The organism is Moorena sp. SIO4A5 (assembly GCF_010672005.1).
Classification (GTDB): domain Bacteria; phylum Cyanobacteriota; class Cyanobacteriia; order Cyanobacteriales; family Coleofasciculaceae; genus Moorena.
The window spans coordinates 1-24,370 of sequence record NZ_JAAHHZ010000095.1 but is presented as its reverse complement, the minus strand read 5'-3'; the positions used below and the strand labels follow the sequence as shown (position 1 = coordinate 24,370).

22 protein-coding genes are annotated in these 24,370 nt (G+C 44.7%); 10 read left to right on the top strand and 12 right to left on the bottom strand.

The features are described 5' to 3' along the window. Positions 1–477: 477 nt before the first annotated feature. Positions 478–1,107, bottom strand: coding sequence for a L,D-transpeptidase (locus F6K57_RS24315; RefSeq protein ID WP_293071220.1), 630 nt, complete (start codon positions 1,105–1,107; stop codon positions 478–480). A gap of 225 nt (positions 1,108–1,332) precedes the next feature. Here F6K57_RS24315 and F6K57_RS24310 point away from each other — a divergent pair, with 225 nt between their 5' ends. Beyond that, on the top strand, positions 1,333–1,836 hold the full coding sequence (locus tag F6K57_RS24310) for a hypothetical protein (protein ID WP_293027093.1): 504 nt from the start codon (positions 1,333–1,335) through the stop codon (positions 1,834–1,836). Between the two features lie 317 nt (positions 1,837–2,153). On the opposite strand, the gene F6K57_RS24305 is transcribed toward F6K57_RS24310, so the two are convergent. The 6 genes from F6K57_RS24305 to F6K57_RS24280 form a co-directional block, all read right to left on the bottom strand. Beyond that, positions 2,154–3,401, bottom strand: coding sequence for an S-layer homology domain-containing protein (locus tag F6K57_RS24305; RefSeq protein WP_293027096.1), 1,248 nt, complete (start codon positions 3,399–3,401; stop codon positions 2,154–2,156). A gap of 106 nt (positions 3,402–3,507) precedes the next feature. Further along, positions 3,508–4,407 carry an energy-coupling factor transporter transmembrane protein EcfT gene (locus F6K57_RS24300; protein WP_293027099.1) on the bottom strand — a complete coding sequence of 300 codons (900 nt, stop codon included), beginning with the start codon at positions 4,405–4,407 and terminating at the stop codon, positions 3,508–3,510. Between the two features lie 45 nt (positions 4,408–4,452). Then, complete coding sequence (der, locus tag F6K57_RS24295; RefSeq protein ID WP_293041508.1) at positions 4,453–5,844, bottom strand: ribosome biogenesis GTPase Der; 1,392 nt, start codon at positions 5,842–5,844, stop codon at positions 4,453–4,455. 13 nt (positions 5,845–5,857) lie between these two features. Further along, on the bottom strand, positions 5,858–5,989 hold the full coding sequence (locus tag F6K57_RS24290) for a hypothetical protein (protein ID WP_293025561.1): 132 nt from the start codon (positions 5,987–5,989) through the stop codon (positions 5,858–5,860). Continuing rightward, positions 5,970–7,037 (bottom strand): folate-binding protein, encoded by a 1,068-nt coding sequence (locus tag F6K57_RS24285; protein WP_293025563.1) that lies wholly within the window; start codon positions 7,035–7,037, stop codon positions 5,970–5,972. The genes F6K57_RS24290 and F6K57_RS24285 overlap by 20 nt, the downstream gene beginning before the upstream one ends. Then, positions 7,027–7,425: a hypothetical protein gene (locus F6K57_RS24280; RefSeq protein ID WP_293025565.1), complete on the bottom strand. Its 399-nt coding sequence runs from the start codon at positions 7,423–7,425 to the stop codon at positions 7,027–7,029. The genes F6K57_RS24285 and F6K57_RS24280 overlap by 11 nt, the downstream gene beginning before the upstream one ends. A 473-nt stretch (positions 7,426–7,898) precedes the next feature. Between F6K57_RS24280 and F6K57_RS24275 the strand changes: the two genes are divergently transcribed. Continuing rightward, a complete protein-coding gene (locus F6K57_RS24275) occupies positions 7,899–10,163 on the top strand; it encodes a protein kinase (RefSeq protein WP_293025567.1) in 2,265 nt (754 codons plus the stop codon). On the opposite strand, the gene F6K57_RS24270 is transcribed toward F6K57_RS24275, so the two are convergent. Next, entirely contained in the window at positions 10,160–10,417 is a 258-nt protein-coding gene (locus F6K57_RS24270; RefSeq protein ID WP_293025569.1) for a hypothetical protein, read from the bottom strand. The two genes, F6K57_RS24275 and F6K57_RS24270, sit on opposite strands and share 4 nt — an antisense overlap. 1,150 nt (positions 10,418–11,567) lie before the next feature. Here F6K57_RS24270 and F6K57_RS24265 point away from each other — a divergent pair. The 8 genes from F6K57_RS24265 (at position 11,568) to F6K57_RS24230 (ending at position 19,308) form a co-directional block, all read left to right on the top strand. Then, a complete protein-coding gene (locus F6K57_RS24265) occupies positions 11,568–11,801 on the top strand; it encodes a hypothetical protein (protein WP_293025571.1) in 234 nt (77 codons plus the stop codon). Between the two features lie 1,419 nt (positions 11,802–13,220). Next, positions 13,221–13,487 (top strand): SPOR domain-containing protein, encoded by a 267-nt coding sequence (locus F6K57_RS24260; RefSeq protein ID WP_293071215.1) that lies wholly within the window; start codon positions 13,221–13,223, stop codon positions 13,485–13,487. Positions 13,488–13,759: 272 nt separating this feature from the next. Further along, the gene (locus F6K57_RS24255) at positions 13,760–14,149 is read left to right on the top strand and encodes a hypothetical protein (RefSeq protein ID WP_293025575.1); all 390 of its coding nucleotides are present in this window, start codon (positions 13,760–13,762) and stop codon (positions 14,147–14,149) included. Between the two features lie 103 nt (positions 14,150–14,252). Next, positions 14,253–14,420, top strand: a complete 168-nt coding sequence (locus F6K57_RS24250; RefSeq protein WP_293071213.1) for a hypothetical protein — start codon at positions 14,253–14,255, stop codon at positions 14,418–14,420. A 1,297-nt stretch (positions 14,421–15,717) separates the two neighbouring features. Continuing rightward, positions 15,718–16,074 (top strand): hypothetical protein, encoded by a 357-nt coding sequence (locus F6K57_RS24245; protein WP_293025579.1) that lies wholly within the window; start codon positions 15,718–15,720, stop codon positions 16,072–16,074. Positions 16,075–16,286: 212 nt separating this feature from the next. Further along, positions 16,287–16,646: a hypothetical protein gene (locus F6K57_RS24240; RefSeq protein WP_293071211.1), complete on the top strand. Its 360-nt coding sequence runs from the start codon at positions 16,287–16,289 to the stop codon at positions 16,644–16,646. A 578-nt stretch (positions 16,647–17,224) separates the two neighbouring features. Beyond that, positions 17,225–18,184: an iron-containing redox enzyme family protein gene (locus F6K57_RS24235; RefSeq protein WP_293071209.1), complete on the top strand. Its 960-nt coding sequence runs from the start codon at positions 17,225–17,227 to the stop codon at positions 18,182–18,184. Between the two features lie 32 nt (positions 18,185–18,216). Further along, the gene (locus tag F6K57_RS24230) at positions 18,217–19,308 is read left to right on the top strand and encodes a hypothetical protein (RefSeq protein WP_293071207.1); all 1,092 of its coding nucleotides are present in this window, start codon (positions 18,217–18,219) and stop codon (positions 19,306–19,308) included. Between the two features lie 146 nt (positions 19,309–19,454). On the opposite strand, the gene F6K57_RS24225 is transcribed toward F6K57_RS24230, so the two are convergent. From F6K57_RS24225 to proX, 4 genes are all read right to left on the bottom strand, one after another. Beyond that, the gene (locus F6K57_RS24225) at positions 19,455–19,931 is read right to left on the bottom strand and encodes a helix-turn-helix domain-containing protein (protein WP_075901334.1); all 477 of its coding nucleotides are present in this window, start codon (positions 19,929–19,931) and stop codon (positions 19,455–19,457) included. 150 nt (positions 19,932–20,081) lie between these two features. Further along, positions 20,082–20,594 carry a GNAT family N-acyltransferase gene (locus F6K57_RS24220; RefSeq protein ID WP_293025587.1) on the bottom strand — a complete coding sequence of 171 codons (513 nt, stop codon included), beginning with the start codon at positions 20,592–20,594 and terminating at the stop codon, positions 20,082–20,084. 312 nt (positions 20,595–20,906) lie between these two features. Beyond that, a complete protein-coding gene (locus F6K57_RS24215) occupies positions 20,907–21,500 on the bottom strand; it encodes a class I SAM-dependent methyltransferase (protein ID WP_293071204.1) in 594 nt (197 codons plus the stop codon). Positions 21,501–21,802: 302 nt separating this feature from the next. Further along, positions 21,803–23,935, bottom strand: a complete 2,133-nt coding sequence (proX, locus tag F6K57_RS24210) for a glycine betaine/L-proline ABC transporter substrate-binding protein ProX (RefSeq protein ID WP_293071202.1) — start codon at positions 23,933–23,935, stop codon at positions 21,803–21,805. Between the last annotated feature and the right edge of the window lie 435 nt (positions 23,936–24,370).

Genomic DNA, 24,370 nt, shown 5'->3' with positions numbered 1-24,370 from the left:
CGTAATCACCTCGTAATCCTCTTCCCCAGTTAGCTTGCGAATGGTATGGTTAAACCCCACTAGGTTTTCCCACTCCCCTGGGATCACAAAATCCAGTGCGTTCAGGATTTTTACAGTTAGGCTATCTGTTGACAGTTCATCAACTAACTCAATTATTGATTTACTCATAAAAAAATACGTTTAATGTTTGGAAATCCCGTTTATAGTAGACCGGGTCAGAAAGTTGAACCTATACCCTAATCACTATAACAATCGGATTTAAGTTGTGAAACTCTCCAAGACCGGAAGTGAAGCAACAGACCACAATTCGAGCTATCGGGGCAATCTTTCACGCTTTGGTTAGTTGAGGGCAAATCAATTGGTAGTGCGCTAAGGGTGGGGTCTATTTAACTCATCGTTATCAAAAAATTAATAATTATGAAGAGCTCAGGGCTGGACTCTCTACTTCTGGGGATTAACCTATTCCGGTAGAGGATGTCAAGGCTGTACGATTACCGGTGTTCCTATAGCAACCTTTTCAAATAAATCCCGGACATCTTTATTGAGCATTCGGATGCAACCGTGAGAAACAGCTTGTCCGACGAGTTCCTCAGCAGTTGTTCCATGAAATCCAATATAATTCTTCCCATTAGTCCAAAAACCAATCCAGCGATCGCCAAGGGGATTATTCGGCCCTGGAGGAATTACTTCACCTGTCCAAGGATGCTCCCAAGCTGGATACTGAAGCTTTTGGAGCACTTCAAAATTGCCTGTTGGTGTTTCCCAACCCGCTTTACCAATGGCAATGGGGTAAGTGTTTAGTACTTGAGCCGCTTGATAGACATAAACACGACGTTCACTCAATTTAATCACCAAACGAGTAATTTGAGTAGCCTCTGCTGGGATGTCTTCTTCTAGAGGAAGATATAGATCCAGGTCTCCAAGAAGTGGCAATTTTGGGGCTTCAATTCCAGGCAATTGATTTTGATGTAAAACCTCTTTGGTAGTAGCGTCAGGACTACTGGTTTTTTCAGAGGCAGCTACCTGCTGTTGCTCATGAAGTATTGGAATTACTATACTCAAGCAGAGTAGCATTAAGCTCCGAGATAGCAATTTACCTCTCACCATTACTAATTTTTTTTTATTTACAACAACTTTATAACATCACTTTAATATACTTGAAAAGCAACATTAGCAAAAACGTTAACCCCAGGCCATGAGTGAGGTTTGGAGAAAACAATCTTAGTAAATAGACTGATAAACTATTCCGGAAATAATCTATTCTTTCAGTAGATTTTACAGTAGATCCGTTAATTTTAAATTCTTCGAGTAACAGAAATATCAATTAAGTTGATGATAAAAATTAAAAACTTGAATGTATGGACAGGGACTACTTTGTCACTGCTGCTGTGTACCCTTGCTATGGCTCCCGCTCAGGCTAACCCAATGGGTGAACACGCCCAAAACCGGATCCTCAAACAAGATCGGGGGCAAGAGCTTGACAAAGGTACTATCAAGAGTATCGTTGGCAATATGGTAAAGGTTAAGCTTGACAACGGTGACAGCCAAACTGTTTGGCTACCGACTTCCAAGCTCAGGCAATTGCATTTGACAGAAGGTAAGGAAGTCTTGATGGCTGGGAATCGTATCCTTAATGTTGTTAGTTCAAGTGATTTGGCGAGTTCAGAGACTCGGAGGGTTACCAGTAGTGTTACCGAGGTGTTAGAGTCTCTCCAACAGAGGCGTATCGAACGGATGAACCGTATTCGGAGAACTGTCATTTCCACTCCTGTACAGCCAACAGTGACAACTCCTCCTCGAACCCCAATTGGGCTACCTGTCAGAGCACTGTGGTAGCAACGGGTGCGCCTACCTGTGGGGATTTCCAGGGGGCTGACAAGATGCGATCGCATACAGAACTCAAACCATGAACGACTGCATTAACACAATGGTTGATAGTTAACGGTTGCCTTGATGCTTAACAAGGGTTTGTCATAGTAATGAGGTAAACAGGATTTTTTTCCAGTCCTCTTTTCCCTGCTCCCTGCTCCCTGCTTCCTGCTCCCTTCTCCCTCTATTCCCATAAAAAATATTGCCCGGAGTGTTAACTCCGGGCTAATCAATAACGTCGATTAAAATGGGCTGATCATTACCTGATCTGTAATCCGATAATTCTATTTCGGAGCTACAATATATGGAGAGGAAACCCCTTGAGCCTTACCTGATGTGACCAAAGCCTGATAAAGCATAGAAACCATCTCAGCATGAGTAGCAGGCTGATTTGGTCTGAGCATAGTTTTTTCACTGTAGTTAACAACTATACCCGCTTCTGTTGCTGCTGCTACTTTCTCAATCGCCCACTCAGGAATGTCATCCTGATCTCGGTAAATCTTTAACGTTTCGGCTGGATTGGATGAAGGTTGAAGATCAAGACCGCTAATCAGGCTAACTAAAACCTGTACACGAGGAACTTTTTGCTCAGGACGGAACTCCTGTCCGGGATATCCTGACATGAAGCCGGTTTCGGTAGCTTCATCAATTGCTTTAGATGCTGATTGATCAGTAGGTTTATCCTTATAATTTACTCGTTGTCGCTTCTTCTGCTCTTGAAACGCTTTTTGAATTTGAGCAGCTAACTCTCCCCGTGTTACCTGTCTGTCCGGTAGAAATTCCTGATCAGGTAAGTTAATTAATACTTTGTCCTTGGCTAGAGGTCTCATGAAAGGACTTGCCCAATGATTTTTAGGAATCTCTGCTGGTTGAATGGAGCGGAAATCGCTAACATCTATAGGGATAGTTTGTGATGAGGATTGGGCTTGGTCAGGACCTGTGCTACCGTCAGTATTACCATCTGATCTGGCTTGGTCAGGACCTGTGCTACCGTCAGTATTACCATCTGATCTGGCTTGGTCAGGACCTGTGCTACCGTCAGTATTACCATCTGATCCGGCTTTGCCCTTGGCCATGGTGCGGTCGCGATATCCTGTGGATGAGTACCCTGATGAGAATAGCCCTAGGAATGGACTAGTTTCTGACTCCTCTGGTGAGTTACCTTGAGCTGACCCGAGCATTAAACCCGTGGCTGGATCAACTGAATATCCCCTGAACCAAGAACTCGTTCTTGATTTGGAGGATGAGGAGCGCGCAAATGATGAATTACCCCCACCCGTGATTGATTTAAGGCTTGGGAATAGTGATAGTTCTCCCGTTGACTCTGTTGACTCAGATGATGCAAAGGGAGACTCAAGGGATTTGAAGCTAAATTTTCCCCGGTTGCCCCTAGTGCCCCAAAACAGAATTAGACCAATAGTGGCGAAGGCTACGATAATTGCCAGTAATTCATCAAGGTCTAGAATTGGTTTGCGGCTTGGCTGAGGAGCTGTTGGGGGTGATGTCCGCTCGGACGGTGATTGATTTGTCATAGGATGGCTGAGATACAAATCTTTTGACTGCTGTCCCTGACTTTAAAGGGCAGGGATTGCTTGAATTTACCTAGATTAAACCATAGCTATGTTTTTCACAAAAGATTCAAATTTTCCAACCCCAGGTTAATCTTACTCCCCAAAATACTAGTAAACTTGCCAGTGCTAACCAATCACACCAGCGTAAACGCAGTTGATGCCACTCCACTTGATGCTCATTGGGACTAGTAAAGCCCCTGACAGTCATAGCACTAGCAATTTGCTCAGCCCGTAACAGCAGATTTTCCAGAAGCTTTTCCGCAACCATTAACCAAACTTGTAAGCTTCGGCTCAGACCGAGTTTTTTCCAGTTGATAGCACGAGTGCGTATGGAACGACCTAAATTCTGTACTTCTTCGAGCACTAGGGGGATAAAGCGCAAGGAAAGGGTTAAGGTGAGCAGAATTTCGGTAACCGGAACATTGAAACGCCGTAAGGGTTTGATTAAGCTTTCTAAACCTGCGGTAATTTCTTCTGGTGCTGTGGTAAGCAGAAAGAGACTGGAACTGTAAACTAGGATAAATAGAGTTGTGCTGATCCGGACCGCTAAATCTATTGAGCGACGAGTAATAGTAAGACTAATCATAGTAAACGCTTTACCACTCCAGATGACATAACGGTAGTCACTAGTTTGAAGTTGGGTGTGCTCTTGAGGTTCTGGAGGTAGTCTGACTTGATGGTCAATGGCCATACCATCTGGAGCGATCGTAGTGATCAGGAAGACAAAACATGCTAGCATCAACAACCAACCCATTTGCTGACGCCACACCCGCCAGGGAATCCTAGCTGATAAGGTGATTAGAATCAGTAAGGAGGATAGCCCGAGCCGACAGTAGGGATTTGCCAACAGGGGTGCGATCAGAAAACTGGTCAACCAAAACATCTTTACCCTGGAGTCGAGGTGATGCATCCAGGTGACTGGTTGTTCCAAGTATAGTCCGATAGGAAGCGATCGCAATAAGTCCATGTTAGTGGTGAGTGCTGAGTGGGTAGTAGTCGAGGGGGTCAGTTGTCACACGCGGGTAGCTCGATTGAGGTTGATTTGAGCTTCTTCTCCATCACGGACTTTTTTGCCTCGCCACAGTAATCGTACTGGTGTACCAGTGAAATCTAATTGTTGGCGGAACTGACGCTCTATGTAGCGACGGTAGTTCTCTTTGAAGCGTTTGGGGTCGTTGACAAACAGGGCAATCGTGGGGGGTTTAGTTTTTACCTGGGTACCGTAGTAGATTTTGCCCTGACGCCCTTGGCGATTGGTGGGAGGAGTGTACCAGCTAACGGCTTCTTGTAGGACTTCATTAATCACAGAGGTAGAGACACGACGTCCATGTTGATTGGCAGCGGTATCAACTAAATCCAAAATTGTTTCGACCCGCTTGCCTGTTAGGGCACTGACAAAGATGATTTCAGCCCACTCGATAAAACTCAGTCGGTCTTTAACCAGTTTTTCGTATTCATAGATAGTGTAGGAATCTTTTTCGATAGCATCCCACTTATTGACTACAATTATCGCAGCACGTCCTTCATCCGCAATACGTCCTGCCAGTTTTTGGTCTTGCTCTGTCACCCCATCTATAGCATCAATCACCAGTAGCACTACATCTGAGCGGCGAATAGCTTTGAAGGCACGATTAATACCAAAAAATTCCGGTCCGTAAGTAACGTTTTTCTTTTTGCGAATGCCAGCGGTGTCAATCAAGCGATAGGTTTGGGCATCAGTACCCTTTTCTGGATCTGCTGACCGTTGTACTACCATATCAATGGCGTCACGAGTGGTGCCAGAAATTGGACTGACAATCGAGCGATTCTCCCCAGTGAGGGTATTCAATAAGCTGGATTTTCCGACATTGGGGCGTCCGACAATAGCAACTTTAATCTCTGGGATTTCTGGGATAGTGTCTACATTGGGCAGGTAGGTAACCAGCTTCTCTAGTAATTCTCCTGTACCATTGCCATGAATTGCTGAGACCGGGAAGGGTTCTCCTAAATTCAGTTCCCAAAACTGGGAGGCTAGGATAATTCCTTGCTGGGGCGATTCACATTTATTGACAGCTAGCACAACTGGCACATGTTGTTGACGTAACCATTGCGCGATCGCTTCATCTCCAGCTGTCGGTCCTGCTTGACCATCCACCACTAACACTGCTGCACTCGCTTCAGCCAAAGCTGCCATTGCCTGTTCTCGAATCAAGGGCAAGAACTCGGTATTGTCATCAAAGACCAAGCCGCCAGTATCCACAACCAGGTAGTCTCGGTCTTGCCAGAAAGCTGGGCGATAAGTGCGATCGCGGGTTACTCCTGGTTGGTTGTGGACAATAGCATCGGTCACTCCTGCCAAACGATTGACCAGGGTTGATTTCCCCACATTCGGGCGTCCGATAACTGCAACAATTGGCAGGGCCATAAACTGGATGTCCTCAAATGAGGAGTGTGAATGCTTTAGTCTTTAATTCTATCGCAGTTCTCAACTGGGTCAGGTCACTTGTCCTAGGGAGTAGGGAGTAGGGAGTAGGGAGTAGGGAGTAGGGATTACTCAGGGCTGGGCTCATAATAATCATGACTCAAACCAGGTACAGCGACAATTTCCCCTTCGATGTCCCCTAACAGAACTTTCAATCCTGCACCACCAGCCTTAGTGCGGATATAAGCTAAACCAAAGACTCCCTGGTCAGTTTCGGTCACACTGGTGAGCTTGCCCACTTTTTCCCCATCTACGGTGATGGCGCTCCCTAGGTCAGTAGGAGCACTTAAGCGGATACCCCATAGTCGTTGCTTAACTCCTTTGTAGGTATTCAAGCGCGCAATGGTTTCCTGACCAATGTAACAGCCTTTGCTGAAGGAAATGGTTTGCCACAAACCAGCTTCGAGAGGATTGTAATCTTCTGTCAGTTCATGACCAGGCGCAGGGCGTCCCTGTTGGATACGCAACTGTTCCCAAACGCGATCGCCTATGGGGATTGCTCCTGCTGTGGTTAAGGTTTGCCAAACCTGGGCAGCATTCTCGGCAGGGCAAATTAGAGTATATCCAGGCATTGCTAAGCCACTCCCTACAGCGATGCGGACTTGATTATCCCCGAGCATCAGTTGCTGGTGACTAGCATCTTCTGCTGATATCTCCACACCCAACCCTGTTAAGAGGGCATTACTTTCTGGTCCCATCAAGGAGAAAACAGCATGGTGATCCGATACATCCTGCAATGCGACTCGATCCATGGGAAAGATATAACGATCCAGCCACTCCATGATCTGCTGACGGCAATTTGGAGAAACTAGCAATAGCACCGCATCTGCTAAGATATAGGCAGTAGCTAGGTCGATAGTCCGAGCTGTAGATGTAACAAAAACCGTCTCACAGCCTTGGCCTGGCTGTCGTGTTTGGAAGTCATTGGTGCTTTGATTGTGTAGATAGCGTAGTCGGTCATCACCAGATACTTTTATCAACCCCCAATGGCAACAATCAACTAAGGCAACTCCCTGACGGGCTGCTTCAATCTCTGCTCCATCATTGCCAAAGCTTACTGGAATCATCCGTGAAGCCACCGACTCAAACTTTGCCCCAGCCAGGCGCTGGACATCTAGCAATTGGTCATTTTTCATTGTTATCTACCAGTGGCAATCCTGCCACAACTTCTTCTACTAGCTGTTTGGCTTTAGCATCTAGACACTGCCAATCCACAACACCAGCCTGATCAATCAGCATCGGATCAATTTCTACTGGCTGAGTATCTAATTCAGACTGGGTTGGTCTATAGTCACGAAAACAGACTTGAAAACACAAATCCCATAAATTAATGGCAACTGAAGTATCTTGATGTGCTAAACACAACTCATAGCCCGGTATGGGTGTAGTAACGTTTTTATAGGTGACTTTCCAGTTTGTTGGCTCCAACTGTCGCCCAATTTGGTCTATTATACGAATAAACGTAGGTTGCATCAGCACTTGAGCTTGTTCCCATGCCAGGGTATCCTTAAATAAGGGTTTCATTAATTAACTCCCAAACATCCCTTGAAGGGGGTTATTCTACCAGACATATAATAAAACAGCAATTATTCACAGGCTATCCGTCGCTCTTAATACTATACCGATAATCGTAAGCGTTCAGCGGTCAGCGGTCAGCGGTCAGCGGTCAGCCTTTAGCGGTCAGCCCTCAGCCCTCAGCCCTCAGCCCTCAGCCCTCAGCCCTCAGCCCTCAGCCCTCAGCCTCTAGCTGATAGCCTCTAGCTGATAGCCTCTAGCTGATAGCTGATAACTGATAACTGATAGCTGATAACTGATAGCTGATAACTGATAGCTGAATGCTGATAACTGATAGCTGAATGATAATCAGAATATAAATTGTCACAATCCTGGTCAATAATACCGATCAGCGTATGTTAAACATGAGACAGTTAGCACCCCGCCCCCTTGGTGCGGAGTTTTAAACTTCCTTTTTGTGAACTCTTAGGCACATCAATCCTATGTTAGGCAAGTTACTGGACGGGCGTTACCAAGTGACTCAAGTCCTCGGTTCCGGGGGATTTGGCAAAACCTATTTAGCCAAGGACACGAAGCGTCCAGGTAACCCAAGCTGTGTTGTTAAGCAACTTCAGCCTCCCAATGGCTCTCAGACATTTTTAGAAACTGCTCGACGCCTATTTAGTAGGGAAGCTGAAACCCTTGAAAAGCTGGGAAATCATGACCAAATTCCTCGGCTACTTGCCTACTTTGAAGAAGACCATGAGTTTTACTTGGTGCAACAGTTCATCGAAGGGCATCTCTTGAGCCAAGAGTTGTCCCCTGGTCACCGATGGCAGGAAAAACAGGTGATTGGGCTATTGCAGGAAGTCTTAGGTATTTTGGAATTTGTCCACCGTCACGGTGTGATTCATCGCGATATTAAGCCCGACAACCTGATCCGACGCACGGCAGATAAAAAGTTAGTGTTGGTGGACTTTGGTGCAGTTAAGCAAGTTCAAACTGAGCTGGCTAGTGCCTATAGACAAACTCACCATACTGTGGTAATAGGCACTCCTGGCTATATGTCCAGTGAGCAGGCTTTGGGTCAGCCCTGTCCCAGCAGTGATATTTATGCCCTAGGGATTATTGGGATTCAGGCACTAACTGGAATGGTACCAGATCAGTTTCACGAAGACCTCAATACTGGTGAAGTAAACTGGCAATCCCTGGTGTCTGTGAGTGTAGGATTGGCGAATGTCCTTACTAAAATGGTTCGCTATCAAGTCAAAGACCGTTACCAGTCGGGATCGCAGGTTTTACGAGACTTACAGAAATTGAGTACTAATTCAAAACCGTACTCCATCAATTCCCCGACCTACTACTCAATTCACAATATCCCTACAGTTGAAGAAAACTTCCCACCGGAGCAAGTACCAACCCCGTTCTCAGAGCAAAAAACTTGGGACGCAAATGTTGATAGGGGTTCTACTCCAAATAAACCAGCACCTTCTCCGTTGCCTCCAACTAAGGCGGATAGATCGGATAATTTGTCTCTGATCATTGGCACTGGCATTGCCCTAGTTACTTCCTCGATAGCTGGTATGGTCTACTCGATGCGTTCTAGCTCTTGGTCACCACCTAGAATAGCGCAACCAATTCCTAATAGGAGTACACCCAATCGCCGTCAAGCTCCGGTGGTATATGAGCCACCAGCCCCAGCTGCCCCAGGTAATTGCCAGGTGACAGGTAGTAGGTTGAATGTGCGCTCCGAGCCGAACGGGTCAAAAGTTGGTAAGCTGAATCAGGGAACCAGTCTGGTTCTAACTGGTAGTGGACAACCTGGCTGGGTAGAAATTAGTTCACCGGTTAACGGGTGGGTGTTTACAAATTTGACTGACTGTGTATCGACGGTTGAGCCAGTGGTGGCAACTGCTCCCAAGAGAAACGTTCCTAAGAGAAACGTTCCTAAGCAAAAAGTGTCCCCAAAACCAACACCTGTCGTCAAGAGGGCTCCATCACCACCACAGACCCGTCAGCCAACACCAGCACCACCGGTTGTTGATAATGGCTCACTAATTTTGGCAAGGGCAGTGGAAAACTATCAGGCAGGAGATATCAAGAGGGCAATTGCGATCGCACAAGATGTGTTGCCTAGTAGTGCTGCTTTCAATGGTGCCCAAACCAAAATTGACCAATGGCATAATGAATGGGTATCCTTTGAACGCAAATTTGATCAGATTCAACAAGCCTATGAACAGGGTCGGTGGCAAGATGTGTTGAACTATGCTCAGAACAGCAATTTGCCATCAGGAGGCTATTGGCGTCAGAAGTTAAATCGAATCATTGCTGAAGCTAGGCAGCAACAAGCTCAAGTGGAAGCTAAAAGAAAGCAACTCGCTGTACAGAATCAAATTGGCTCTAGAGCAAACCAAGCGATTTCTGGGTCACAACCAGACTTAAATAAAGGTATTCAAAACAATTCACAGCCTGCTCCAAGACCGGTTTCTATTGCCACACCATTGCCTAAACAGCCAGTGGTTACCCGAAAGATAACCACTGCACCACCACCGTCTCAATCTACTAAAATCAAATATTACGTGATACTCAACGACGGGAGTTCTAGTGGTTTAGCAAAAGCCAGGAAAATTGTCCCTGGTGCTTTTTTGGGTCGATTCCCACAAGGGTCTCGAATTCAGATGGGAGCATTCAAAAACGAAGCCAAGGCAAATGCTTTTGCTAACCAACTACGTCAACAAGGAATGTCTGCTTCAATCTATAGACCTTAATCGTTTTGTTGAACGCGTAGCGTGGCCTTTTGGCCAAGGAAAACCTGTGACCCTCGATGGGTTGATTTAGTATGGGTCAGCATATGGGAAACCAGAACTATGGTCTGCTGGCGTCTCTGCCCATGCCCGGTTTGATTGGAAAGAGGATGTTTACGAAATAGCCGAGGAAAGAGAAACTCCCATCCAACGGGTGGCGACTGACCTGCCATAGAGTCAGTTAAATACAGACGAAGCACACAAACGACCAAACTCATGTACCACCATCACCAAGTAGGTAGGGATTTCCGACAATGCATCTGTTGTGCAACCTCACTTGTGGATAAAAGGGCGTACTGGCCTTTTGGTACTGTCGGCGTTTGTCGCGCCTAATGCTGGCTGCATATGTCTAGTAGCGTTAACAAAAATGAGATTTTCGTTGGATTATATAGAATTATCGGCAAGATCAGACTTCTTATAAGCATATAAAAAAGGTTTGTTTTTTTGATCCGATATTAGGTTGCGTACGGTGACTTTGGTCGCAGGGCAAGGGTCCGAACAACGCCGGCGGGCATAAACATGAGACCGGTTGGGTCGTGTATCCATGGTCGAATCGCCCCGTCATTAGAAATACTCTTTCGAAGGCATAGCCATTGCACCCAGTGACCGGCGTGATATTATACCGAAACTTAGACGAGTTTGGCCATAGGATAACCGGTTCATGGCGTGGAAAAAAATCCGTTGACTAGTAGGTGTGGATGATGTGTTTATGACCGGTATGGGTTTTTTTTGTGGTATGAAAAGGTTTTCCCATCACCCAATCTATATTTCAAATGTCCCCACGAGGGATAGACATGTATATGTAACCAGGCGTTCTTTTCAGGAGTAGGCGAGGTATTTTCCGGTGTGGAGCCATGTAATGGTTCGGGTGAGCCGAATATTTCAAGGCGGTTGTATTACTTAATCCCCCGCATTGGTTAAAGGCCAGTACGCGACGGACGACTAGATTTAGGGTGCGGATAAAGAAGAAAAGGCTGGCAACTGTTAAGGATTTTCTCCAAGAATGTTGCACTATCTACAAAGATGTGTTAGACTTTAAGCATAGATTTAATTCCATTAAAGATACTTTGTAACTTAAATTAAAGCCGATAACCAAGGTTTTGGTAGTTACGTTAATTGTCCAGAGTGGAGTTTCATTTATGCGCTAAGCCGGGCTTTGTCTGGGTTTAGCCTTGGGAGATACCCCCTGGCTGCGAGAGCAGCTAGCATTAGTGGGCTAAAATCTGCAAAGTAGATTTTGGTAGCTAAAAAGTATCGGAAACATGATGCCTGGAAAAACAAGGAACAGTAAAGTAGATTATAGGGGTGGGTAGGGTTGAGTAAGCGACCACGACCCTACCCCGTTCGACGAATAAACGAATATCATCAGTGGGTACATCAAATGAAGACAAAAAATCAACCGTTAAGAGGGGAAAAAAGAGAATATCACCGAAAACCCCATCAAAGGCATGCCGTTCTTTGGCTAGTGGTGGTGCTGTGCGCGTTCAGTATGCTTGGGACCCCATCATCTGCCATGGCCCAGAATCAGGTAAACAAAAAAGATCCTTGCGTTATTACGAAAACCGACCCGTTCTGTGTGGAACGACTATCGCCCCAGGATGAGATATCGGTGAGAGGAAGGGATCAAAGTGCGGGAAAGGTTTTGTGCTTTCATATGCAGTTAACTGTCCCCGAGAACCAGATCTGGCAGGACGCAGTGGTGAGATACTTGAAAGCAGAGGTCCCCCCGAGGTGGATAGAAGAACCGGTGAGCAAGGGAGAGCCATGGTATCTTTACGCGAATGGGCTCTGGACAGAGATCCGCATAGTGAATAAGGGACCGGCACCGCTCGACTTGGTGGCATCGGGCGTTTACCGAAGTCGATGAAGAGGCAGATAACCAAGACAAGTGCGTCCGAACGTTCGTAGGGGTAAACCGAGGCGGTGGGTCGAAGCGTGGTCCACCAACCCAGGCGGTGGAAAGGGCCATGGATAAGGCGTAGTTTAACAAGTCTTACCTATCCATAAGCCCCATCAGGCCGAACAAAACACCAGAGAGAAAAAGAGGTACCCGGAAACGGGTGTGAGTTGAATCAAAGGAGAGCTCACCCAGACCCCCAGGTTGACCCTGAACAGGGTATAAGACACTTTAGGCTCAACCGAAGGGTTACACAAGAGTGAAATCCCCTCAGCCATTTCGCCGATATCCCACCTTTCACCCATCGCCACCAGCGTTGAAAATATGCCTCAATGCGCTCACTGGGCGCACAGAGCTCATAAAGCCGAGTCATATTTTCAAGCATCCGTTCCACGGTCTTCCGAGCGATTCCTAAACCCGAGGTCGAAAACCAATAGCCTAGCCACCACGTCAAAACCAACAGGAAATATCTTGGGGGCAAATGCGTACGCACAAGATGTTCTCCGATACTTTTTAGCTACCAAAATCTACAAATCAGATTTTGGCTCACTAATGCAAGCTGGATTTTGCCAGCCAGGGGGTATCTCCCAAGGCTTTACCAGGACTATGCCCGGCTTAGCGCATAAATTTGATTCCACTATTTACAAAAAACGCAACCCTTAAACCCTTGGTTTTCGGCTTTAATGTAAGTCGCAAAGTATCTCTAATGAAACTGAATCTATGTTTAAAGTCTAACACATCTTTGTAGATAGTGCAACATTATTGGAGAAAATCCTTAACAGTTGCCAGCCCTAGTAGTGCCGCTTTCAATGGTGCCCAAACCAAAATTGACCAATGGCACAACGAATGGGTATCCTTTGAACGCAAGTTTGATAAGATTAAACCAGCGACTAGAACAGGGTCGGTGGGTTGATGTATTGAACTATGCTCCGCAACAGCAATTTGCCAGCACATTGGCGTCAGAGGTTAAATCGAATCATCAATGAAGCTCGGCAGCAACAAGCGTGCATTAGAAGCTCAAAGAAAGCAACTCGCTGTACAGCAATCTTATTGGCTCTAGAGCAAAGCAAGAAATTCAAAACAATTCACAGCCTGCTTCACGACCGGTTTCTATTGCCGCACCATTGCCTAAACAGCAAGTGGTTACCGGTCATAAAACTACTGCGCCACCACCGTCTCAATCTACTAAAATCAACTATTACGTGATACTGGACGACGGGAGTTCTAGTGGTTTAGCAAAAGCCAGGAAAATTGTACCTGGTGCTTTTTTGGGTCGATTCCCACAAGGTATGAGAATTCAGATGGGAGCATTCAGAAATGAAGCGAAGGCAAATGCTTTGGCAAACCAACTACGTCAACAGGGAATGTCTGTTTCTATTTATATCCCTTGATCCAGACCCAGTTATGGAATAGAGCTGAGGAAGGAAAATAGGTGGAAAACCTAGTTTTCGTAATAAATCGTAATATAGTATAGATACAAGGGGATGTTGTTCAGTAATACTATTGTATCAGGAGAAAAAACCCGCAATGGTGAGAAGAACCCTGTGAAATTTTCTGATCACCATGGTGCAGGGGTAAAAAGAAACCGACGGGAAAAAGTAAGGATAAAAAAATACTTATGGGTCATTTACGATCGTTATTGGTTCTAGTGGTAATAGTGCTAATGCTCACGATGGGAATCGAAAGGAAAGCATGGGCAATAGATCAGGAATATATCTGCGATTTTGGCTCAACCTATTATGCTTGTGGTCCGATGGTTCTTAGTGATGATAAAGTGTTACTTAAAAATCGGGTCCATGGCAGAGTCAAGGTGATCATAATAGCCAAAGAAAGTAGCCAAGTAGAGGTGTGGAAGGAAGGTGAAAGTTATACCCGTGTAGATGATGGACATATTCTACACCGTGGAGAAGAAAAGGAATATTCGATCACGCCGGAGTGGCATTATGCTACGATCCGCGCAATTGAAGGAAGTGTGGTGTTTGCAGGAATTGGATCAGAATTAGAAGAGCAGTTAGGTATAGAAGCATACAAGAATATAATGAGACAATACTAACGAATTTGCGCTTGTATCTGGGGTTTTTTCTCATGCCACCATCGTCTGACCTGCCAGACATCGGCTATAGGCGTGTAAAGGCTCACTAATTTTGGCAAGGGCAGTGGAAAACTATCAGGCAGGAAATATCAAGGGGGCAAATGCGTTCGCCTTTGGCGTGGCCTACGGCCAATCGCACAAGATGTTCTCACGAGATGTGCCGCTTTCAATGGAGCCCAAACCAAAATTGACCAATGGCAAAATGAATCGCGTTGCTCGTGGAATGGAATGATTTTAAGAGTTTTCTGGAATGGGCATATTCCGTGGAACTGGCATCTTGTGTAGAACTGGCATCTTGCCAGTTTCCTCCTTATTTTCGGGCGTTGCTGAATTATAGAATGAATGCGCGACCATCTAGTTTTATTAAAGCCCCCTAAAATACCCCAATTCTGGGGCAGGGCTGTTTCATTCTGGATCTAAGTAACGAGTTTAGAGGCTTTTAGGCATCCCATACCTGAATTATCGAAGGCTGAAATGACGTATCCTTATCAATGCATAAAATATTTTAATTTAGAATGAAATAGCCCTGCTCCCTAGTATGGGTGGTAGTGCAAATTGGAGTAAAAGGGTTTGCCGGAGATGTAAGTACAAAATACCGGAAAAAATTATAAAAAAAAGAAATAAAAAGAAATAAAAAGATTGTACGTGGTATGGTTGAAAACGAAGTACTAAAGAGAGAATCAGAAAGGAATGATAAAATATATATCTTACCTGGTAATTACCCTCATGGTAGTGGTGGTAACGATAAGTGGAATAGCTTTGCCTGCCCAAGCGGACATGTACAATGATATAACTTGCGACCTACGCAAGCAAAGTGAATGTAATAAAAAACTGACCCCGTTCGGATTAACAATTATCCCACCAAGGAAACAAGGAATATCTATAGAGGTGAGTGAGGGAAAGTGGGAACACGAAAAATAGAAGATAGCGATCAGCGAGTTAGGTGAAAAACAGCAGGAGGAGTATGAGATAGAGTATGGTCAGCCCCTCAGACTTGAATACGGGACAGAGGTAAAACCGCTCCAAATTATCAAGCAAAGTGATGTCAAAGCAGATGTTACGGTGAAGACCAAATAAAGCAATGGCTAAAGTATGAAGGTCAGCGGTTTACGCATCTTGTCAATAAACCTGGGGGGGTTCTCAATAAACCAGGCATTATTGTGCTTATTGACAATGGCTTTTCAACAGATAGTGTTTAGTTAATTTAAAAAACACTATCTAAATATAGGATTGAAAAAATTAGATGCGTTTACCCTGGTCAACAAGGAATGTCAGCTTCAATCTAAATCCCATAATAATTAGGGGTTGCGGAATTAAGGAAAGAAAGCGAGTATTAAGTAACTTATTGCCCCAAAAAGTACCCAATTTAGGATGAATAGGAGAGTTTTTTTCACCCATTATTGTGGGGCAAGAGGGGCAAAACCAGACCCCGAAAATGCCACGCAAAAAATTTCCCTTTATGAATATTGCGGTCAGATGATGATATTGTGTTTAAATGCACAGACAAAAAAAGAGAGGAAAAAAGAGAAATGGCCAAAAAACTAGTGCAGTTCATGATGGTAGTGTTGTTTGCGATGATTCTGTATGCCACCCCTGCCAACGCATCTAGCGTCCAAGAATGTAAAGCAAACACCCCGAGTTGTGAGGGGACATTAAAACAAGGAGAAAAATTAATCGTACACTCAGGATGGATGCATCCCAATTCGCTTTATGTGACCCCAAAAGGAAAAGCAACTTATGCGATCACGTATAATTACAACACAGAACAGTATAAGGATGTCACTGAAGAAAAAGAATTCTACACCCTAGGGGAAGTCATGACAATAAGCCTAACGGATGAGCAGGGTGAAGTATCATATAAATCGGTTTCACATCCGCGACGGTAGTTCTCAGCGGTGTCCCAACGGGGCACCATTAATCACACATTGGACCAATCCCAGCATGAATGATCTTATTAGCCAACCAGACGGTATGCCAAAGGGCTTTGTTGTAGATCAGCGACTGAAAACATCCCCTGAAGATGAGATTTTATCAAGTATCGTGAGTGCCACCAAGATGTATTAAGAGACGGAAATCGAAAATTGAACCTTAATCAGAGGTGGTAATTCGTTCTTATGAGTGCGCTGTAGATGAACGGGTGGTTGTAGATTTAGGGTGGGCAGTGCATCAGCAAGTACTGTACCGCAAGCCTAGCGTCAATGTAAGCACTGCCCACCAGCAACAGATAAATCAGCAAGGTAAGAAAAGCGCAGATGTAGGGTGGGCAGTGCATCAGCAAGTACTGTACCGCAAGCCTAGCGTCAATGTAAGCACTGCCCACCAGCAACGGATAAATCCGCAAGGTAAGAAAAGCGCAGATGTAGTGTGGGCAGTGCATCAGCAAGTACTGTACCGCAAGCCTAGCGTCAATGTAAGCACTGCCCACCAGCAACGGATAAATCCGCAAGGTATGAATTAGGATTGCTCTAGTAAGGAACTTGTGGGCAGTGGTGGGCAAAATTTAGATGATCTAGACTACTCCAAACCACCAAGGTGTTTTTGCCCACCCTACAAGCTGCTAAGCAATTGTGCGTAAGTCTGTCAGAGATATTGACTAGGTAGGTAGGAAAAAAGGGAACCATAAGAAGGACAAGGCAAACAGGGGAAACAGAATGCTGCATGGTTAAGTCATCGCTGTAAACCAGTGTGCTTTTAATTCCTTTATTTCAGGACTTACGCACACAATCCATGGGTAGGGGGGCTGGGTATCGTTTTGCCCCCCTAGCCCCCCAATTTTGGGGGGAACAAGACTTTGAAAGTCCCCCAAAGTTGGGGGACCCACGGGGGCTTGACCTAAATCAGACGTTTGCGCATTCTTTCCAAGAATCAGCAACGCCATATTTATCCGTGCTTTATCGGTATAGTAAAACCGTTGATCTGACTTGACCGTCATGAAATCTGCCCACTGCTCCTTGATCTGCTAACTTCTTCCTGTTGGGCCTAAGCTTTCATTGTAGAAAACTGTAAAAACACTATTACTACTAGTGAACTTAGGTCATGCAAGACTTTCTAGAATATATGCGGACTCTACAGGTCTGGCAGCAGTTAGATAGACCCACCCAAGCCGAATCACCCAACAGCTTTTCCATCGCTACCATCCAAAGTCTGGGATCTCCCCAGCAAATTCCCGATTATGCCCGAAATCATGCTCTACTCCAGCATCCCTGGTTGCTGAGTTTCCAAAATCCACCGTTAAGGCACACTCACCTAGAGGATTTAGCCACTACTGAGGAAAAATTAGGAGTCTTAGTTGCTGATCATCCCCGATTATCCTCTTTAATCAGGGAAACTAGCGTAAGTCGTAATCTAGAAACTTGGCTCAAGCAGCGTTATCTGATTAGTTGGTGTTTCCCCAATTGGCTCACTGCTGTTGCTTCTAAGCTACCTACACCCCAAACCCGAATCCCTTTATTAAAGAATCTCTATGAAGAACACGGATTATCGGGGAAATCTGGTCATAGCAAACCCCATCCTCAAATGTGGCAGCAGTTATTTGAAGAATTATCAGCGATGGACCTACTGTCACGCTACGCGATCGCACCAGGTGAGTCGATACCTCTACCAAAGTCATCACAAGAATTATTACCAGGAACCCAACGCTTCCTGCAAATCTACACCACTGCTTGCTTCCAATACCCCGCTGCCTTTGGATTGGGGATACTGGCTTTCACGGAATCTATCCTACCCTATGAAAACCAACTGATTTTAGCAGGTCTGAAAAAACTGGGTATTTCCACGAAAGGACAAGAATTCTTTGCCGTTCACTGCGACTGTGATCAAGACCATGCTGAGGAAATCTTAGATGTGATTGAGCAGATCGCTAATTGTCCCCAAACCCTTTGGCAAGTTAGGCAAGGGGTGGCAATGGCAGTAAGAGCTCGTCAGGGATTTTACGACGATTTGCATCGAGAATTGGTACTGCTGCGTCAAGAAACTGTTGAATCCGGTCGAGGTTGAGGACTTTGGCGATTGATAAAGTCATCCCGCTGGTGCTTTTCATTGCTGTTGGTTATGCCCTGAGAGGGAAATTTCAAAAACCTGTAGCAGTTGGTGCTATTAAAACGTTAATTATCAATGCTTTACTTCCTGCCGCTCTATTCCTATCCACGATCAAAATTGATATCGGTCAAGGTTTACTGTCGCTACCGGCATTCGGACTTGCTATCAATCTCTTCTTGTTAGGAATTGGATGGTTATTAACAGGTTTGGTAATTCCTAGCAAAGAAAAAGCCAAAGCCCGCTCGTTGATATTGATGTTTGCCTCTTTAGCTCCTGGTTTAACAGTTTATCCGTTTACTCAGGAATTTTTAGGTGAGCAAGGACTAGCTCTAGCCGGGTTGGTAGATGTGGGGAATAAATGTTTTGTGCTAATCGGTCTTTATGCTTTAGCGATCTATCTACACCAACGCAGTGTTGATACTTCCCACATCAATTTCAGCAAATTCAAAACTATTGGACTGACTCTGATCCAAGAACCAGCAAATTTGGCGTTGTTACTGGGTTTGTTGATAGGAGCATTAAATCTAGGTAACACACTTATCCCAGAAATAGTTTTGCAGGCCCTGCAACGGTTAGCGGCTTGCACTACTCCCCTGATTCTGTTTTTTGTAGGGATTTCTCTGAAGCCTAAAACCTTGAAATTACGGGAAATTTTACTAATTTTACTCGTCCGCTCAGCAGCAGGATTCTGGTTTAGTGCAGGAGTACTGATTTTGTTTAAACCAGATACATTGGCAGAAACGTTACTAGCTGTAGTTTTACCCCAAAGCGGATTGAGTTTGTGGCCGTTGTTGTATGCTTCCCAGATTAATATGCTCGACCAAGAGCAATATCGGCGTACTCACCCGACATTTGATACGGAATTTGCTCTAGGATTACTGAGCACTTCTATTCCGATATCGATTGGTGTTAATTTAATTATTTTTTCTAATAGCGCGTTTTTTATCTTACCGTCCCATCTGGGATTAGTCGGAACTATCCTTTTGCTCCTGTTCAGTATAGCAAAGGGAACAGGGAACAGGGAACAGGGAACAGGGAACAGGGAACAGGGAACAGGGAACAAAAATTATCACAATTCCTAAACGGATCCCTATCTGATTTAATAGACTTCGCGGCAGTTGTCGGGAACAGGGAACAGGGAACAGGGAACAGGGAACAGTGGACAATAATTGACGCAAACAGTATTAGAAAAATACTTTTGCAAGAGGTCTAATTTTGGTAGTGAGCATTAGGCAGTAGCAGGAAAACTGCCACCAATGAAATGGATATCACTGAAGGTTTCGTTCGCGTAGCGTGACCGTAGGTCAATCCACAGACGAGCGCCACAACGCAATGGATTATCTGGCTGATAGACAATCCGACAAGGACCGAGGATTTCTACTTGATTGCCGTATAGATTGTCGCCGCTTCGTTTTACTGAAATCACTGGCTGACGCTCTTCTGGACTTTTGTGATTGTTGCTGCCAATGCGATTGCGGTTGACATTGATCTTGGCCAGAGCAGGAGGACGAGTAGTACGCCATTTGCCCTTTGGTCCACGCTTCTTTTCAATGATTTGGGGCAGATTGTTGAACAGAGGAATAATCCAGAATTTTCCGCTTTTATAAGCACCCCGGACGCGACCATCATTGAGGAGTTGGCGCAAACGTCGAGAAGAAATACCTAAGAGAGAGGCGGCTTCAGTAGTACAAACGGACTTGTTCATCAGTGGACTTCCTTTACTCTTCCGATATCACTATTATAAGGCAAAAAGTTAGCTGAGGTGGTGTTTGTAAATTATTGTTAATATTTATTTACAAACCCACCTCAGCTCAAGGGGAATCTAAATTGAAGTTTTCGACATTATTCTGACTAATTAAATATGGATTTGCATGGGGATGATGCTCGGGTCTTTGGTGTAGGTAGACTTAACAGAGGGATCATAGAGTGGTGGTCCCACCTGTGAGAAGCCATACCTTTTAAACAGCGGAAGATTATGAGGTAGAAGCGCAACCAGCATAATCGAGGCATTATGCTCTTTTGCGACCTTAACAGCAGAAGAGATAATCTGATTAAAGGGGATTTTTCCTCGCTTTTCTTTGAGGACGACCAGACGTGACATTTCACAGACCTTTTTTTGATCAAACTGCTTGAGGTCAAACCCACTTTCCTCTATCGGTAGTCCAAGAGAGTTGTTAGGGAAGACAATTCGGTAGGTTCCTACAACAGCGTTGGAATCAACAATTTGTATATAAACTGAGACAGGATCGTAGTCATCAGGTATCTGCATCCCGAACAACTCTAACTCCTGGTGAAAGATGGAGACCTGCATTTGATGGCAAAGGTCTAATTCCTCAGAGATGCTAACCTGCTGAATGGAAATGGTCATTGATAGTCTTTTTGTTCTAGTCTGTTAAAACTGGGAAATTTTTAACCAATTTCCCTCGATAAAGCCCAGGAAAATAGGACTGACTCACTGTTAACGGAATTTGGTCATCGTGAGTAGTTGAAAATGAGCCACCAGAGGGCTGAGACGCTTAATTTTCGTTTTCTAAACCGTCATTGAATATTACCGCTTTTTGTAAATTGCAAAGCGATCGCCATTGTTCGTGCCTTGAAAATAAAATCCCGATTCTGTTAACATTTGACGAGTAGTTTCCGGTTTAAAAACGGTAATTGTGATTTGTTCTTGAGCTACAATTTATCCATCTTTCTTAAAGAAATACCTTTTTTCAAAGGTATAATAGTTTGGGGTATCTTCCCCTTCTTCAATACACTGGGAATAAACAATCCCTTCACCCAGGGATTTGTCAAAGTCATCATGGGGTTTTTGCAGGTGTAGCAATAATAATCCCCCTTCTTTTAAGTGGCGACCTACATTTGCTAACCCTTGACGATTGGCTTCAAGACCGGGAACGTGACCCCCAAATTGCCATTGAGCTTGATCCCCCCTATCAAGAATTCCCCAAACTCCTCCATTGGATATCGCTACATCGAACTTGGCGTTTAAGTCCATTGTTACCGCATCAGCTTCAATCAATTTAACCTGATTTACCAACCGTTGTTTGGCAATTTCAAGCATGGATGCGGTAAAGTCAATTCCCGTAAACTCGCAGGTTGGATCGAGTTCGATGTACTTTTGAGCCAGTAGTCCTGTTCCTACACCCAACTCTAGAACCTGACGACCATCACCCACTATCGAGTGGGCTTCCTTAGCTAGGCTCTGATAGTCGTAGTAACCAGATGTCACCCACAAATCGTAATATTTGGTAATCTCTGTATATTGATTGACCATTTTGTCTAGAAATTGAACGAATGAACAACGGAAAATTTTGTATGTTATCTGCTTGAGGGTTAATCTCTACGGATAAGCATGGATCAAAGTTCCGACTTCTATTTAGAGTCAGCACTTAGCCAAAATTACCGGTCTTATTTTACAGTAAAATGGTTATTGTCTCGCAATAATCTACAAAAAACCCGACACAACGGCTCATTGCTGTGCCAGGTCTTGCGGACTCGCCTTGCCTTCTTGATAGTCCCGATGGCTAGTTCGAGCTTGCCACAAGACCGATCTTTACTTGATTGATATTAATCGCTCTAAGCGTTTCTAGCGTCTTCGACCCAGCTATCAAACAGGTCTTGATGGTTTTCAATCCATTCTTCGGCATGGCGACGGATATCTTTTGAGCTATCTTCACCCTTATTGAGTAATTCATTTTGGGCATTGATATCCTCAACGGGAATATGAATCAATTCAAACAAGCGTTTGGCGGCTGGGTTAGCAGATACAAATTTCTTATTAGCTACGATTCGGATCCGATCGATGGCAAATCCCAGATTTTTACCATCTATCGAGGTATCTTTTGCGGTCAAGTCTTTCTGTGATTCTGGTAGATCAGTGAAGGGAACTTCTAGCCAGACTACATCTTGATCTGGTTTTAACACTGCTGCCATCCACATGGGAGTCCAGGTGTAGTAGAGGATTGGTTGTCCTTGGTTGTAGCGAGTAATGGCATCTACAATTAAGGCGGAGTAGGTTCCTTGGTCTTGCTCAACGGTGTCTTCGAGTCCGTAAGCTTTAAGATGATGCTCAATCATAATTTCACAAAACCAACCGGAATTACAGCCAATCAAATTGGCTTTACCATCACCATCTGAGTCAAAGAGTTTAGCGATTTTTGGGTCTTTGAGTTGCTCAAGGCTAGTGATGTTGTATTTATCAGCAGTTTTTTTATCAATCTGATAACCTTGCAACAGGTTAGACGTGATTACTCCGAGTCGTTCTAACTTCTGATCACCACCACTTTGTTCAAAAAAGGGTCTATGACCTATGTCCCAATGGACAGCAGTGTAATCTAGGTCGCCGTTGCCTAAAGCCAGGTGCGCGGTGACGTATTCAATTTGTTTTGGCTCTTTGATGGTGTAACCAAGCTTTTCCAGACCGATGTTTACAATTTCGGTTTGGAATTGTTCTTCTTGCAAGCTGCTATAGACCGATTGTACGCTCACCCCTTTACCAGGCATGGCTAGATTAGAGTCTGTGGTTACCTGGGAGGGTTGTTGCCAAGTGATAAAACCCAGGAGTGCCAATAAAACGGTTCCTGCAACAGTAGCCCAAGCCAGTTGTTGACCTGTCGAAGAGCGCACCAAACCAATTGGTCCTCGTTCCAACCAAGGGATTTGGTTGTTGCCTTGACTGACTATCTGAGTGATCCGATCCAGCATGACTGCGATTAGAACGATGCTCAATCCTCCGACAGCAGCTAATCCCACATTCACCCGACCTAGTCCTTGCAATACCATCTGTCCAAGTCCTCCTACACCAATCATGGAGGTGACCACTGACATGGATAAGGCTAAGAGGATGGCTTGGTTGACTCCAGCCAGAATGGTTGGCATGGCTAGGGGGATTTGGACTTCGAATAACATTTGTGTCGGGGTTGAGCCAAATGCGATCGCAGCTTCGACAACTTCTGTGGACACTTGCCGAATCCCGAGGTTAGTCAAGCGAATCAGCGGCGGTATGGCAAAGACACAGGTTGCCATTACTCCAGGCACTGCACCAATCCCAAACAACATCACTACTGGGACAAGATAGACGAATGACGGTAGGGTTTGCATGGCATCGAGCAGGGGTCGCAGCACTTTCTCAATGCGATCGCTACTGGCACAGGCAATACCAACGGTAATGCCCACCACCATGCAAAACACTACAGCAGTCACCACTAGGGAAAGAGATACCATGGCTTGGTTCCAGGCTCCGCAAAAGCCTATCAAGCTCAACGCAGCAACGCTATAAATGGCAATTCTTCCACCAGCCAGTTGCCATGCTATCAAGGCAATCAGAATCAGTAAAATTAATGGAGGAATCGATAGCAACAGCCATTCTATACTCTCAAGGGTGACGCTAATCGGTAGACTAATCCCTTGAAAGAAAGGACGAAAATTGTCAACCAGGAAATTCACTGCTGCAGTAATCCACTGCTGGAGGGGTAAGGTATAAAGCTCAAAGGGGTTCAGTAGAATATCTAGACCTCCTTGGCTCGTAGCGATCGCAAAAACAGATAGAGTCAAGGATTTCAACACAACAATACCAGTATTTTTATTAATAGTATCATGTCGGGGAGCATTTATTTGGTCAGGGGTTGGTAATGGGTAAGCTAAAACCCATGGAACATGTTTTTTAGCAAGGCAATAGGCAATAGGCAATAGGCAATAGGCAATAGGCAATAGGCAAAATGTGACTAGGTTAACTTTTTTTAGTTAATTTTAATAATAGACATTTTAAATACACAACTGCTTAATCAATTCACTCATTATTAATTAATTTATATATATTATTGATTTTTTACTCAAGCAACGACTGCGTCAATACAATAATTACAGTTTTTTGTATTAACAATAATTCTGATTTAGTTGATTAAATCTTGTAAGCATTCATCGCAGCTGGGATAATTCTCCCCATTTCCCGTTCTTCCCGACTCCCGACTCCCGATTCCCGATTCCCGATTCCCGATTCCCGATTCCCGATTCCCGATTCCCTGCTGCCTAAAAAATTTTTAACAAAAATTCTAAAAATATGTTATAATATAGGTTTATTTTTATGTTATAATAAAATCACGTCATCAAACACTAGCAATGTTCCATGACAAAAGCCAGCCTAAG